This window comes from Streptomyces sp. NPDC090077 (genome assembly GCF_044747545.1).
GTDB lineage: Bacteria > Actinomycetota > Actinomycetes > Streptomycetales > Streptomycetaceae > Streptomyces.
Map to the genome: position 1 here is coordinate 724,025 of NZ_JBIVEG010000001.1, position 12,726 is coordinate 736,750.

Sequence of the window (12,726 nt, forward strand, 5' to 3'; positions counted from 1 at the left end):
TGCCGTGGTCGGGCGGGTTCCGTCCGGGGGGCGGGACGGTGGTCGGACTGCTGTCCGAGCCGAATGTACTGATCATTTCCCAACAGGGCGAGCAAAAGCGGAAATTGGCGGTCCGTTCTTGGTCACACACCAAAGGCACGTGCGACCCCCGCCACCTGCGAAGAAGAAGCCGATAAATACCATGTGAGATTTCGACCGCGCCCGCCCGGGACCCCTCCGGAACTGGCTCAAACATCTACGCTCCACACTCCACCCGATCAGGCGAACCGATGCCGGGCCTCGCGTGCGCGGGCGCGCGCGGGCCCATGCTCCCCGGGTGAACAGAGCCTGTGCCAGACGCCTGCTGGCGGTCCCGGTCCTGCTGTGGGCATCGCTTTCCGCCACGCCGGCCGTGGCCGATAGCTGCGCCTACGCGAAGATCGCCGCCGCGGACGGCGGAGCCGTCGTCGAGCTGTACGCGTACGCCGGCAGCGGCGGCGCCGGGGCCGGCCGGGGTGGCGGACATCACGGCGGCCAGGGCCACGGACACACCTGCGGCCACCGCGGCAAGGGCCACGCGCACGACTGCCCGCCGCCTCCCCCGCCGTGTCCGCCCAAGCCGACACCCGAGCCGCCGCCACCGCCGAAGCCCACCCCTCCGCCGCCGAAGCCACCGCCCCCGAAGCCCACCCCGCCACCGCCGCCGAAGCCGGCCCCCGAGCCGCCCCGGCCCGCCCCGGCCCCGCCGCCACCGCCGAAGCCGGCCCCGAAGCCGCCACCGCCCAAGCCCCCGGCACCCCGGGTCTACGAGGCACCCGCTCCCCCGCCGCCCGCGCCCGAGCCGCCACCCCCACCGGCTCCGGCTCCCGTGCCCAAGCCCAAGCCCGTGGCCCGCCCCAGCTACCACACCCCCGCCCGCAAACCGGTGGAGCACCACATCTCACCGGTCACCTTCACCCTCATGACCGCCGCCCCGGCCGTGCTCGCGATCGTCGCGCTGCGCCCGCGCTAGGCCGCACCCACCGCTCATCGATTGGGAGTCATCTTGTCGGAATGGCTCGTCCTGTCCCTCGCGATGGCCGCGGCCTGTGCCGTGGTGCTGTCCATCGCCTTCTTCAACCACCGCAGGATCGGCGAGGACGACGATCCGAACGAGACCCCGGACGTCATCGAGTACATGACGATGATGATCGGGGTGATCTACGCGATCGTCCTGGGCCTGGCGATCGCGGGCGTCTGGGAGGGCCGCGGGGCCGCCCAGGAGTACGTGCGCCAGGAGGCGCAGGCCCTGCACGAGATCAGCGTCCGCTCCGAGGTCTACCCGGCCGAGGTCCGGAAGAAGATCCGCTCCGACGTCGACGCGTACGTGACCTACGTCGTCGACACGGAGTGGCAGAAGATGGCCGACGGCGGCGGCGTCACCGAACGCAGCGGGGAGCTGCTGGAGAGGATCCGCCGCGACGTCACCGACTACGAGCCGCAGACCGACCACGAGGGACAGGCCTACCAGCCGCTGGTAGACCAGGTAGCGATCGTGGACGACGCCCGCAACTCCCGCGGCCAGAGCGCCGGGGCCACCATGCCCGGCGTGGTGTGGTTCGGGCTCATCGCCGGGGCCCTGGTGACGGTGGGCCTGATCTTCACCCTGCAGATCCGCCGCTCCTTCCGCGAGATGCTGCTGGCCGGCCTGTTCAGCGCACTGATCGCCTTCCTGCTCTTCCTCATCTGGGACTTCGACTCGCCCTTCGGGCGCGGCATCTCCGCCACCGCGGAGCCCTTCCTCGCCCAGTTCCCGCACCTGGAGCTGAAGAGCTGAACGCGCGCCCGTCCCCGGGAAACCGGGGGCGGGCCCCCGTCGCCGGTTCGGCCTACGGCCGTGCCCCATTCGCCCGTTCCTGATCGCGGGTGACCGGACCGGCGCCTAGCGTGGCGGACAACGAGGTGCACGACCCCCACCTGCGCAAACGCTGCGCGCCTGCTCCTCGGGGATCCGGAGGACCGACCATGGGTGCGATACGCGGCTCCGCCACCGCCCTGCTCAGCGCCGGCGCCTTCCTCGCGCTCGGCGCGTTCTGCGCGCCCGCCGCCGGGGCGGCCGAGGCCGCGCCGGTCACCTCGTTCGGCTTCGCCGTCACCCCGTCCACGGTCGCCCCCGGCGGCCAGGTGGTGCTCTCCGTCACCGGCTGCGACGCCGCCTACGCCACCGCCTCCTCCGGGGTCTTCGACACCGTGAGCATCGCGCGCGGACAGACGGCCCGGGTCACGGTCGACCGCGACGCCCGGCGCGGGGCCCTGTACTCCGTCACCTTCACCTGCAACGGGGAGAACGGCTCCGCCGACCTCACCATCGCCGGCGGCACGTCGACGCCGAGCACCAGTTCCACCACCGGCGTCCGCCGCACCCCGTCCGCGCGGGCCACCACCAGCGCCCCGCCGCGGGCCACCGCCCCCGCCGTCGCCCCCACCGCGGCGCGCACCGCCCCGGCCGCGCGGATCACGCCCACCGCACGGGGCACCGCCACGGTCACGGCCCCGCGCAGCACGGCGGCCGCCCTCGGCGTGCGCGGCGGCCTCGGCGGCAGCGTGGCCGGGATGGACCCCGTGGAACTCGGCGTGGGCGCCGCGCTCTTCGTCACCGCCGCGGGCGGTACCGCGTACGCCCTGCGGCGGCGGCGCCGCCCGGTACGCGGCCACTGACCCCGCACCGCACCCGCACCCCCGCACCGCACCCCCGCACCGGTCCCGGCCGCCGTCGGCCGGTGGCCCCGGGTCCCTGACCCGGGGCGGACCGTGGCGGCGGCTCGCGGACGCGTCAGCCCCGGGAACCGACCGGACGGCGGCGGCGGATCACGTGCGCGCCCGCGCCGAGCGCCGCCGCGCCGACGAGGCCCGCGCCGATGGCCGTCTCGGCGGTGGACGGGCCGAAGGAGCCGCCGATGCCGCCCTGTGCCCCGTTGCCCGGCAGGATCGTGAACCGGTGCGTGGCGACCAGGCTGTTGTCGTGGCACTTGACGGACAGCGTGTGGTTGCCCGGCGAGGCGTGGTTGAAGATCCGGACGGTCGCGAAGCCGATGGAGCCGGCCGACAGGTTGGTCTGCGGAAAGTTGCCGTTCGACCAGACCGTGCCACCGTGGCCGCAGCCCGCGGCGCTGACCTGCATCGAGGCGCCCTGGTGCACGGAGTACGGGTTGACGGTGACGTTGCTGGGCCCGTTGCCGCCGCCCTGCGGCGAGTTCGCGGCGGCGAACGGGGCACTGAGACCGATCGCGGCGCAGGCGGCCGCGGTCACGGTGAGAGCGCGCAGAACACGCATGGTGGAACCTCCAGCGGGAAGCGCCCCGGAGCGGTGGCCCGGGCAGATCGACGAGAACGCCTCCCATCACGAACCCTCGGGGCGCCGCGCAACCAGCGCATGTCCGCCTTTGGGCCGCCCGGTTGAGCGACACGCCGAAGCGCGCACTGATCATCTGACGGATCCGCAGGTCATGAGCCGTCAGGCATTTATGTGACGAATACCTGGATGGGCGCACCCCAACCGGACGCGGCCACCCGTTCGCCCCTCCCCGATCGCCGTCCCGACCGTGCACCCTTAGCGTGCGTGAAGAAGGGCGTACCGGGGAGGGACTGGAACGCGGGTCGGGACCCCCGCGTCGGGAAGGGAGAGCCATGACCGAGGACGAGTACGAGCAGCGGCCGAGGAGACGCTCCCCCTGGGGAGCGCTCGCGCTGGTCATGCTCAGCGGCCTCGCCATGATGAGGAACGGGGCGAACGCCGAGGCCGGGCCGCCGCAGCCCGCCGCCGCGGCGGCGGTCGCGCACGCGGACCGGCTGCCGGACCGGCCGCCCGCGCCGGCGGCGGACGTGGAGGTGCTGGAGCACTCGTCGGTGCAGCGCATCCGCATCCCGACGATCAACGTGGACGCGCCGGTGATGACGGTCGGGCTGGACGCGCAGGGCTGGATCGACGCCCCGCCGCCGCAGGACCGCAACCTCGCGGGCTGGTACCTCAACGGCATCTCGCCGGGCCAGCAGGGCTCCGCGGTGATCGTGGGCCACGTGGACAACGCGCAGGGCCCGGCGGTCTTCTACGGCCTCGGCTCGCTCAAGCCGGGCAGCCGGATCGAGGTGGAGCGCTACGACGGGCGGACCGCGGTCTTCGAGGTGTACGGGGTGGAGGTGTTCTCCAAGGAGGCCTTCCCCGGCTCCCGGGTGTACGGGGACACCGGCCACCCGGAGCTGCGCGTGATCACCTGCGGCGGCAGCTACTCCAAGGCCAAGGGGTACGACGGCAACGTGGTGGTCTTCGCCCGGATGGTGTCGACCCGCTGACGGAACGTTTCACCTGGGCAGCGGCGGGCCTCGCCGCCCCCGTGGTCCCCCGCACCCGCCGGGAGGGGGACCACGGGGCCGGCCTCAGCGGGCCGGCAGGGTCATCCGGTAGCCGCGCCCGAGGAGCTGCGGCAGGTACGCCTCCAGCGCGCGGACGGTCTGCGAGCGGTTGCCGCCGGCGTCGTGGTTCAGCACGACCACCCCCGGCCCGGCGCCCGCCAGTACCCGGGAGACGATCGTGGTGCTCCCCGGCTCCTTCCAGTCGAGGGTGTCCACGGTCCAGGCGAAGGGCTCCATGTTGAGGTCGGCGCCGATCTCGAAGGCGGCCCGGTTCCACGCCCCGTAGGGCGCCCGGAACCACAGCGGGGCCTGTCCGGTCACCTGGTGCACGACCTCGCTGGTGCGCCCGATCTCGGCCTCCAGGGCGGACCGGGAGAGGCTGGGGATGAGCGGGTGCGTCCAGGTGTGGTTGCCGATGACGTGTCCCTCCGCGGCGATCCGGCGCAGCAGGGCGCGGTTCTCGGTGGCCATCTCCCCGCAGACGAAGAACATCGCGCGGACCCCGTACCGGGCGAGGGTGTCGAGGATGGCCGGGGTGTAGCGGGGGTCGGGGCCGTCGTCGAAGGTGAGCACCATGGCGTTGCCGGTGTCCGGGCCGGCCGGCAGTTCCAGGATGGGCCGGGTGCGGACGGCGGGCTTGGCGGCGGGGGGCCGGGCGGGGGCCTCGGCGGTCATGGGCCGCAGCCGGTAGGACTTGTCCGGGGGGCCTTCGGGACGGAGTCCGGGGGCTCCGGGGGCGGGAGCGGGGGTACCGGGGGCGCCGGCCGTGGACCCGCCCTGGGGGCCGCCCTCGCCGGCGCTGAGCAGTCCGGAGGCGGCGGCGATTCCGAGGAAGACGGCGGTACGCAGGAGCACGCGTCGTCCCACTGTCGGCTCGTCATTTTTCATTATTACTACGTATCAACGACATCGCCGGAGATGTCGAGAGGCGCGGACGCGCCCCGCCCCCGTCACCCCCTCGGACCAGCCGTCCCGTTGATCAGCCCTGTCGCACCAGGGGGAACGGCAGCGTCTCGCGGATCGTCAGGCCCGTGAGGAACATGACCAGCCGGTCGACCCCGATGCCGAGTCCGCCGGTGGGCGGCATGGCGTACTCCAGGGCGTCGAGGAAGTCGTTGTCGAGCTCCATCGCCTCGGCGTCGCCGCCCGCCGCCAGCAGCGACTGGGCGGTCAGCCGGCGGCGCTGCTCGACGGGGTCGGTCAGCTCCGAGTAGGCGGTGCCCAGTTCGGTGCCGAAGGCCACCAGGTCCCAGCGTTCGGCCAGCCGAGGGTCCTTGCGGTGCTGGCGGGTGAGCGGGGAGACGTCGGTCGGGAAGTCCTTGTAGAAGGTGGGGAGTTTCGTCCGCTCCTCCACCAGCCTCTCGTACATCTCCAGGACCACGTCCCCGCGGGTGTCGTCGGGGCCGTGCGGGACGGCCGCCCGGTCGCAGAGCACGCGCAGCAGGTGCTCCTCGGTGTCGGCGTCCACCTCCTCGCCGAGGGCCTCGCTGATGGCCCCGTACATCGTCTTGACCGGCCAGGGTCCCGAGATGTCGTGGACGACGAGCTTGCCGTCGGGGCCCGCCTTGTGCGCGACGGGCGAGCCGAAGGCGGCCGTGGCGGCGCCCTGGATGAGCTCCCGGGTGAGGTCGAGCATCACGTCGTAGTCGGCGAAGGCCTGGTAGGCCTCCAGCATCGTGAACTCGGGGTTGTGCTTGTAGGAGACGCCCTCGTTGCGGAAGGTGCGGCCCATCTCGAAGACCTTCTCCATGCCGCCGACGCACAGCCGCTTGAGGTAGAGCTCGGGGGCGATGCGCAGGTACAGGTCGAGGTCGTAGGCGTTGATGTGGGTGCGGAAGGGCCGGGCGTTGGCCCCGCCGTGGATCTGCTGGAGCATCGGGGTCTCGACCTCCAGGTAGCCGCGGTCCAGCAGGCCCTGGCGCAGTGCCTGGACCGCGCTGGAGCGGGCGCGCACGACGTCCCGCGCGTCGGGGCTGGCGACGAGGTCGAGGTAGCGGCGCCGGACGCGGGCCTCCGGGTCGGCCAGGCCCTTGCGCTTGTCGGGGAGGGGGCGCAGGCACTTGCCGGTGAGCTGCCAGGAGCCGACCACGACGGACGGCTCGCCGCTGCGGCTGGCGCCGACCTCGCCGGTGGCCACGACGTGGTCGCCGAAGTCGACCTGGGAGGTGAAGGCGTCCAGCACGCCGGGGCCGGACTCGTCGCGGGTGAACATCAGCTGGGCGTCGCCGGTCCAGTCGCGCAGGACGGCGAAGACCACGCCCCCGAGGTCGCGCACGACCATGACCCGGCCGGCGACGGTGACCCGTTCGCCGGTGCGGGCGCCGGGGGTGCGGCCGGGGCGGGCGGCGGCGAGGGCGGCGGCGGTGTGGGTGCGCTGCGGGATCCCGACCGGGTAGGGGTCGGTCCCGGCGGCCCGGATCCGCTCCAGCTTGGCGTGCCGGACCCGGACCTGTTCGGGCAGCCGCTCGGCGGGGGCCCGGTCGCCGTCCTCCCCCACGAGGTCCAGGCCCAGGGAGTCGATGGAGGGCAGCCCCGCGGTGTTGGCGGGGGCGGTGAGGCCCTTGGCGTGGCCGTTGCCCCAGAGCTTGCGCATGCTGGGCACGGAGACGAAGCCCTCGGCGATGCCGGAGGCGAGGCTGACCCGGGCGAGCGAGCCGGCGTCCTGGTAGCAGAGGAAGCGCGGGTACCACTCGGGGCCGTACTTGACGTTGGAGCGGTACAGGGCCTCCAGCTGCCACCAGCGGGAGAAGAACAGCAGCAGCCGGCGCCACAGTTTGAGGACCGGGCCCGCGCCGATCCGCCCGCCCTCCTCGAAGGCCGAGCGGAACACGGCGAAGTTGAGGGAGATCCGGCGCACGCCGAGGCCGGGGGCGGCCGCGCACAGCTGGGCCACCATGAACTCCATGACCCCGTTGGGCGCGGACCGGTCGCGGCGCATCAGGTCGAGGGAGATGCCGTCCCTGCCCCAGGGCACGAAGGACAGCAGGGCGATCAGCTCGCCGTCCGCGTCGAGGGCCTCCACCAGCAGGCAGTCCCCGTCCTCGGGGTCGCCGAGCCGGTCCAGGGCCATGGAGAAGCCGCGTTCGGTCTCGGTGTCGCGCCAGTGGTCGGCCCGGTCGACGATGGTCCGCATCTCCTCCTCGGTGAGGGCGGAGTGGCGGCGGATCACGGTGGTGGCGCCGGTCCGCCTGACCCGGTTGACGGCCTGCCGGGTGACGCGCATGTCGCGGCCGTCGAGGTCGAAGTGGGCGACGTGCAGGATGGCCTCGTCGCCGAGCTGGAGGGCGCTCAGGCCGGAGCGGGCGTACGCGGTGGCCCCGTCCTCGGAGGCACCCATCACGGCCGGCTGCCAGCCGTAGCGGCGGGCGACGCCGAGCCAGGCGTCGATGGCGGGGGTCCAGGCGCCGGGGTCGCCCACCGGGTCGCCGCTGGCCAGGCAGACCCCGGCCTCGACGCGGTAGGTGACGGCGGCCTTGCCGTTCGGGGCGAAGACGACGGCCTTGTCGCGCCGGGTGGCGAAGTAGCCGAGGGAGTCGGCCCGTCCGTAGGCGCCCAGCAGTGCCCGGATCCGGGGTTCCTCGTCCCCGTGCAGGGCGGCGGTCAGCCGCTGCGAGCGGAAGAGGGTGGCGGCCGCGTTCAGCAGGGCGAGGGCGCCGAAGAGGCCGAGCAGGAAGTAGAGCGGGCGGGGCGGGTGGCCGTCGAACTGGCGGGCGGAGAAGAGCCCGCCGAAGACCTGTTTGGCGGCCCAGTCCAGCCACTGCCCCTTGGGCAGGGTCCCGGGGAAGAGCGCGACGAGCGCCCAGCCGAGGAACACGGCGCCGAGCAGCCCGAGGCCGAGCACGAGCAGGGCCCGCCAGACGGCGCCGGGGCGCGAGGCCGCGTAGAACTCCTTGCGGGCGGCGACCAGGACGCCGAGCGCGGCCACTGCGAGGACCATGGAGGGGCCCCCGACCCAGAAGTCCCCGTCTGCGATGATCAGCAGGTCGACCAGGATCAGCAGGGCCAGATAGGTGACGACGATCCACCAGGCGATCTTCTTGCGGGTGCCGAGGGCGGCGGCGAGGAGGAAGAGGAACACGGCGTACGCGAGGTTCTCGCTGACGGGCACCACGAAGTCGTCGAGGAAGCGCACCACGGGCCGCAGGAGCCTGCGCAGCGTCGGGGAGAGCGCCAGCAGCGCGCACACCAGGCCCAGGGTTCCGAAGAACGCCCCGAAGGCGTCCGGGACCCGGTGCAGGAAGCGGTTGCGGGTCCCCCGGGTCTCCTCCAGCGTGGCGCTCATGCTTGGCACTGTAGGGAGGGCGGCGCCGCTCCGCGCGCCGAACCGGATAGCCTCGGCAGGGTGACGGAGCACGTGAACACGGGATTCGAGCGCGGCACCGACGGGCCGAAGGTGATCCTCGCGGGGGTTGACGGCTCGGAGTCCTCGCTCCGGGCCGCCGCGTACGCGGCCGGGCTGGCGCGGCGGCAGAACGCGCTGCTGGCCCTGGTGTACGTCCAGCCGGTACTGGCCGGCGGGGCCTCCCTGGGCGCGCCGGTGGCGGACACGACCGGGGAGATCGCCGAGGGGCTGGTGGCCGAGATCCGTGCCTCGGCCGAGCGTCTGAAGGGCATCTTCGAGGTGCGCTGGCAGTTCCACACCTTCCGCGGGGATCCTTATGCGGGGCTGGTGGGCGCCGCGGAGGAGCTCCGGGCGGACGCGGTGGTGGTCGGCGCCTCCGAGCAGGCCGGGCACCGGATCGTGGGCTCGGTCGCGGTCCGCCTGGTCAAGGCGGGCCGCTGGCCGGTGACGGTCGTCCCGTAGCCCTCCCGCGCCCCCTCAGCGCGCGCGTTTCAGGCCGTCCTCGGCGGCGCCGCGGCTGAGGACGGCCTCGGTGACGGCCTCGTCGGCGCTCTCGTACTCCTCGTCGCCGGGGTCCTCGGCGAGGGCGGCGGGCAGGTTGACGACCCTGCCGATGGACAGGTCCATCATCTGCGGGACGAACTCGGCGCCGGTGACCCGCCAGCGCCCGCCGGGGGCGGCGGGCGGGGCGAAGGTGAAGCGGGCGATGGAGCCGTAGTTGCCGCGCATGTCGCGGGCTCCGGAGTGGTTGAACATCTCGCCGGCGACCTGGTCGCCCATCCCGTAGACGATCCAGGTCCCGTTGACCTTCTCGTAGGCCTGGGGGATGTGGGCGTGCGTCCCGAGGATCATGTCGATGTCGGGGCGTCCGCCGGTCTGCGCGGCGGTGAGGGCCCTGCCCAGCGAGAGCTGCGTCCCGTCCGGTTCGGTCTGCCATTCGGTGCCCCAGTGGAGGCTGACGAGCACCACGTCCGCGCCGGCCTTCCGGGCCGCTCGGGCGTCCGCGAGGATCTTGTCCTGGCGCATCAGGTTGACCGCCCAGGGCTGTCCGTCGGGCATGGGGTAGCCGTTGGTGTCGTAGGTGTACGCGAGGTGCGCGACCTTCGCCGAGCCGGCCGGGTAGAGGGTGGTCCGCGCCGCCTCGGCGGCGGTGCGGGCGGAGCCGGCGTGGCCGAGGCCGACCTTGTCGAAGCGGTCGAGGGTGCGCGCGATGCCCTCGGCCCCGTCGTCGAGGGTGTGGTTGGAGGCGGTGGAGCAGCCGTCGTACCCGGCGTCCTTGAGGGCGTCGGCGACGGCGGGCGGGGAGACGAAGGCCGGGTAGCCGCTGAAGGGGCCGTCGTCCTCGCCGTAGATGGTCTCCATGTGGCACAGGGCCAGGTCCGCCGCCGAGACCACCGGCTTGACGCGGGAGAACATCGGCCGGAAGTCGTGGCCGTCGCCGTCCGCGTCGGCCGCCGCGCGCTTGATGACCGAGGTGTGCGGGAGTACGTCTCCGCTCGCGACCAGGGTGAATCCCCGGGCGGCGGGGGCGGCCGGGGAGGTGCCGGCGGGGGCTCCGGCGGCGCTGGAGCCGAGGCGGGCCGGGGTCCGGTCGCCTGCGGTGGAGCAGCCGGCGGCCGACGCCGGGAGCAGCAGGGCCGTCAGCAGGGCGAGGGCCCGCCGGGTGCGTTGGGTCATCTGTCCCAGCTCCCATTTGTAGGACTGTCGGATCAAATGAAATCCATAGGAGGAGGGCTTTCAAGTCAAGGAGCGGCGCCGTCCTCCGGCCGCGTCCCACCCCGACGGCCGATGGCCGTTCGCCGCGCCGTTCGACCGTTCGTCGCCCGGCGCGGCCGCCCACCGGACGACCCGGGGCCTTGGGCGCAACGCCCCCGCCGGACGGTTCCCGGGCGGCCCGGTGCAGGTGAGGGTGAGTGGGACGCCCCCCAGCCCGGCCCGCGGCCCGGCAGCCCAGCGGACCCGGAAGGAGCCACTCGTGTCGCCCTCCCCCACCCTCCAGCGCACGGAACCCGAGGCGCTCGCCGAACTCCAGCGCGACCACGGGCGGGCCCTGTTCGGCTTCCTGCTCGGCCTCACGGCCGGCGACTCCCAGCGCGCGGAGGACCTCGTCCAGGAGACCCTGGTACGCGTCTGGCAGCACCCGGAGGTCCTGGCCACCGGGCACGAGTCCATGCGGCCGTGGCTGTTCACGGTGGCCCGGCGGCTCGCGATCGACGCCCGCCGGGCACGGCTGTCGCGGCCGCAGGAGGTCGACCCCGACGGTCTGGAGCAGGCGCCCGCCCCCGTGGACGCGGTGGCCGGCTCGGTCACCGCGATCGACGTCCGGCGGGCGGTGGGGAGCCTCGGGCCGGAGCACCGGGCCGTGCTGATGCAGGTCTACTTCCAGGACCGCTCGGTGGCCGAGGCGGCGGCGGAGCTCGGCATCCCCGCCGGGACGGTCAAGTCCCGTACGTACTACGCCCTGCGCGCCCTGCGGAAGGGGCTCCAGGGGTACGGGCTCGGCGCCTGAGCGGTGCCCCCGCGCCGCGGGCCCGCTGGAGAAACACTCAAGGATCGCCCCCGAAGCGCACGATCCGGACACGGATCACACCGATATCGGCACCAGTCCGTGCAAGTTGAGTAAACATCCCCCGTTCCGCGAGCCGTCCGGTGAAGGCTCAGGGGTGACGGCGGCAGGCTCGACACGCGGGAGAGGGTGGCACGGTGCAGCCCGAGGGTATGAACGGCACCAGTGACGGCGGACTGGCTGTGCCCATGGCGTGGCTCTACGCGGAGTACATCGCCGACGAGCTGCTGCGCACGGGGCGGCTGATCCCGGTGAGCACGCTGGAGTTCCGGGCCGGGCGCGACACGCTCGCGCTGACGATCTACCTCTCGGACGCGGCCGGCGAACTGTCCGGGATCCGGGTGGTCTCGCAGCTCGACGAGTGGCTCTCCCTGACGGCGTACGGGCACCCCTGGCGCGACTGGGTCCACACCCGGTTCCTCGCGCTGGGCGAGGAGGCCCGCGAGCGCGGCGGCGAGGACCCGGACCTGGAGCTGGCCCGGGCGGCGTGGCGCTGGCTGGACCGCACGGAGCTCTTCGCCACCAACCTCGACCCGGGCCGGCCCGGCGAGGCCGACGACGCCCCGCCGGCCCTGGACGAGAACGCCCGCGTGTGGACCCCGGCCTGGCAGCTCGGCCTGCCGCTGGGGCACCTGGCGATGCACCTGTTCTAGAGCCCCGGGGCGGCGTCCCCTTCCGACGGGGCGGTCCCCTGCGGCCGGTCCGCCGCCTGTCGGAGGCCGTCCAGGACGAGGTCCAGCCCGTACTCGAACTCGTCGCCGTAGGAGTAGCCCGGCCGCATGACGTGGGCGGTCGCGATCTCGGTGAGGTACGGGTACTCGCCGTCCCCGAAACCGCTCATGATGGCGTCCGCCAGTCCGGCGGTCTCCTCCGGGGAGCCGACGGGGAGCGTCTTCTCCTGGAGGGCGAACCCGTAGACGTAGCTGTCGATGACCGAGACCGCGTGCGCGGTCAGGACGAGGGAGAACCCGTCCCGGCGCAGACAGCCCAGGACCGCGTCGTGGTGCCGCAGCGTCGCCGGGCCCGGCGCGGAGCGCGATTCCATCAGCCCGATCGCCCAGGGGTGGCGCGCCAGCGCGAGGCGCATCGAGACCGCCCGGCTCCGCATCGCCGGCCGCCAGCGGTCGCCGGGCACGGGCAGTTCGACCTCGGCGAAGACCAGGTCGACCATCCCGTCGAGCAGGGCCTCCTTGTTGGCCACGTGGTTGTACAGCGACATCGCCTCGACCCCGATGGCCTCGCCGAGCCGGCGCATGCTGAGCGTCTCCAGCCCGCCCGCGTCCGCGAGTGCGACGGCGGCGTCCAGCACCCGCTGCCGGGTGAGCGGCTCGCGGGGCGGCCGCCCGGTGGTACGTGGGCTCACGGTGGACCGTCACTTCCTCATCCTGGGTTCCCGGCGTTGACGAGCTTACGCCGTAAGTGCTCTACTTACGGCGTAAGTGAAGCACTT

General features: G+C 73.6%; 12 protein-coding genes. 7 read left to right on the forward strand and 5 right to left on the reverse strand.

Going from position 1 to position 12,726, the window contains the following annotated elements:
• The first annotated feature begins 316 nt into the window (after positions 1–316).
• From ACIPW5_RS03165 to ACIPW5_RS03175, 3 genes are all read left to right on the forward strand, one after another.
• Positions 317–991, forward strand: coding sequence for a hypothetical protein (locus ACIPW5_RS03165; protein WP_401239559.1), 675 nt, complete (start codon positions 317–319; stop codon positions 989–991).
• 33 nt (positions 992–1,024) lie between these two features.
• The gene (locus tag ACIPW5_RS03170) at positions 1,025–1,795 is read left to right on the forward strand and encodes a hypothetical protein (RefSeq protein WP_401239561.1); all 771 of its coding nucleotides are present in this window, start codon (positions 1,025–1,027) and stop codon (positions 1,793–1,795) included.
• Between the two features lie 188 nt (positions 1,796–1,983).
• Positions 1,984–2,676: a hypothetical protein gene (locus ACIPW5_RS03175; protein ID WP_401239564.1), complete on the forward strand. Its 693-nt coding sequence runs from the start codon at positions 1,984–1,986 to the stop codon at positions 2,674–2,676.
• A gap of 115 nt (positions 2,677–2,791) precedes the next feature.
• On the opposite strand, the gene ACIPW5_RS03180 is transcribed toward ACIPW5_RS03175, so the two are convergent.
• Complete coding sequence (locus ACIPW5_RS03180) at positions 2,792–3,292, reverse strand: hypothetical protein (protein WP_401239566.1); 501 nt, start codon at positions 3,290–3,292, stop codon at positions 2,792–2,794.
• Between the two features lie 353 nt (positions 3,293–3,645).
• Between ACIPW5_RS03180 and ACIPW5_RS03185 the strand changes: the two genes are divergently transcribed.
• Complete coding sequence (locus ACIPW5_RS03185) at positions 3,646–4,308, forward strand: class F sortase (protein WP_401239568.1); 663 nt, start codon at positions 3,646–3,648, stop codon at positions 4,306–4,308.
• An 84-nt stretch (positions 4,309–4,392) separates the two neighbouring features.
• Here the strand turns inward: ACIPW5_RS03185 and ACIPW5_RS03190 are convergent, their stop codons facing one another.
• Positions 4,393–5,256 (reverse strand): polysaccharide deacetylase family protein, encoded by an 864-nt coding sequence (locus ACIPW5_RS03190; RefSeq protein WP_401239570.1) that lies wholly within the window; start codon positions 5,254–5,256, stop codon positions 4,393–4,395.
• A 91-nt stretch (positions 5,257–5,347) separates the two neighbouring features.
• Positions 5,348–8,650 carry a bifunctional lysylphosphatidylglycerol synthetase/lysine--tRNA ligase LysX gene (lysX, locus tag ACIPW5_RS03195; RefSeq protein WP_401239573.1) on the reverse strand — a complete coding sequence of 1,101 codons (3,303 nt, stop codon included), beginning with the start codon at positions 8,648–8,650 and terminating at the stop codon, positions 5,348–5,350.
• A gap of 60 nt (positions 8,651–8,710) precedes the next feature.
• On the opposite strand from lysX, the gene ACIPW5_RS03200 reads away from it, so the two are divergent.
• The gene (locus tag ACIPW5_RS03200) at positions 8,711–9,172 is read left to right on the forward strand and encodes a universal stress protein (protein ID WP_401239576.1); all 462 of its coding nucleotides are present in this window, start codon (positions 8,711–8,713) and stop codon (positions 9,170–9,172) included.
• Positions 9,173–9,187: 15 nt separating this feature from the next.
• On the opposite strand, the gene ACIPW5_RS03205 is transcribed toward ACIPW5_RS03200, so the two are convergent.
• Positions 9,188–10,387, reverse strand: a complete 1,200-nt coding sequence (locus ACIPW5_RS03205) for a CapA family protein (protein WP_401239578.1) — start codon at positions 10,385–10,387, stop codon at positions 9,188–9,190.
• Between the two features lie 298 nt (positions 10,388–10,685).
• On the opposite strand from ACIPW5_RS03205, the gene ACIPW5_RS03210 reads away from it, so the two are divergent.
• Together ACIPW5_RS03210 and ACIPW5_RS03215 are read left to right on the forward strand one after the other, a co-directional pair.
• Entirely contained in the window at positions 10,686–11,219 is a 534-nt protein-coding gene (locus ACIPW5_RS03210) for a sigma-70 family RNA polymerase sigma factor (RefSeq protein ID WP_401239580.1), read from the forward strand.
• Between the two features lie 209 nt (positions 11,220–11,428).
• Entirely contained in the window at positions 11,429–11,929 is a 501-nt protein-coding gene (locus ACIPW5_RS03215; protein WP_401239583.1) for a hypothetical protein, read from the forward strand.
• Here the strand turns inward: ACIPW5_RS03215 and ACIPW5_RS03220 are convergent.
• Positions 11,926–12,639, reverse strand: coding sequence for a TetR/AcrR family transcriptional regulator C-terminal domain-containing protein (locus tag ACIPW5_RS03220; RefSeq protein WP_401239585.1), 714 nt, complete (start codon positions 12,637–12,639; stop codon positions 11,926–11,928). The two genes, ACIPW5_RS03215 and ACIPW5_RS03220, sit on opposite strands and share 4 nt — an antisense overlap.
• Between the last annotated feature and the right edge of the window lie 87 nt (positions 12,640–12,726).

What these genes read in the sequence shown, in the direction of transcription:
- ACIPW5_RS03175 (WP_401239564.1), top strand. Translation starts at nt 1,984, where the DNA reads ATGGGTGCGATACGCGGCTCCGCCACCGCCCTGCTCAGCGCCGGCGCC.
- ACIPW5_RS03185 (WP_401239568.1), top strand. Translation starts at nt 3,646, where the DNA reads ATGACCGAGGACGAGTACGAGCAGCGGCCGAGGAGACGCTCCCCCTGG.
- ACIPW5_RS03180 (WP_401239566.1), bottom strand. Translation starts at nt 3,292, where the DNA reads ATGCGTGTTCTGCGCGCTCTCACCGTGACCGCGGCCGCCTGCGCCGCG.
- ACIPW5_RS03190 (WP_401239570.1), bottom strand. Translation starts at nt 5,256, where the DNA reads ATGAAAAATGACGAGCCGACAGTGGGACGACGCGTGCTCCTGCGTACC.
- lysX (WP_401239573.1), bottom strand. Translation starts at nt 8,650, where the DNA reads ATGAGCGCCACGCTGGAGGAGACCCGGGGGACCCGCAACCGCTTCCTG.
- ACIPW5_RS03205 (WP_401239578.1), bottom strand. Translation starts at nt 10,387, where the DNA reads ATGACCCAACGCACCCGGCGGGCCCTCGCCCTGCTGACGGCCCTGCTG.
- ACIPW5_RS03215 (WP_401239583.1), top strand. Translation starts at nt 11,429, where the DNA reads ATGAACGGCACCAGTGACGGCGGACTGGCTGTGCCCATGGCGTGGCTC.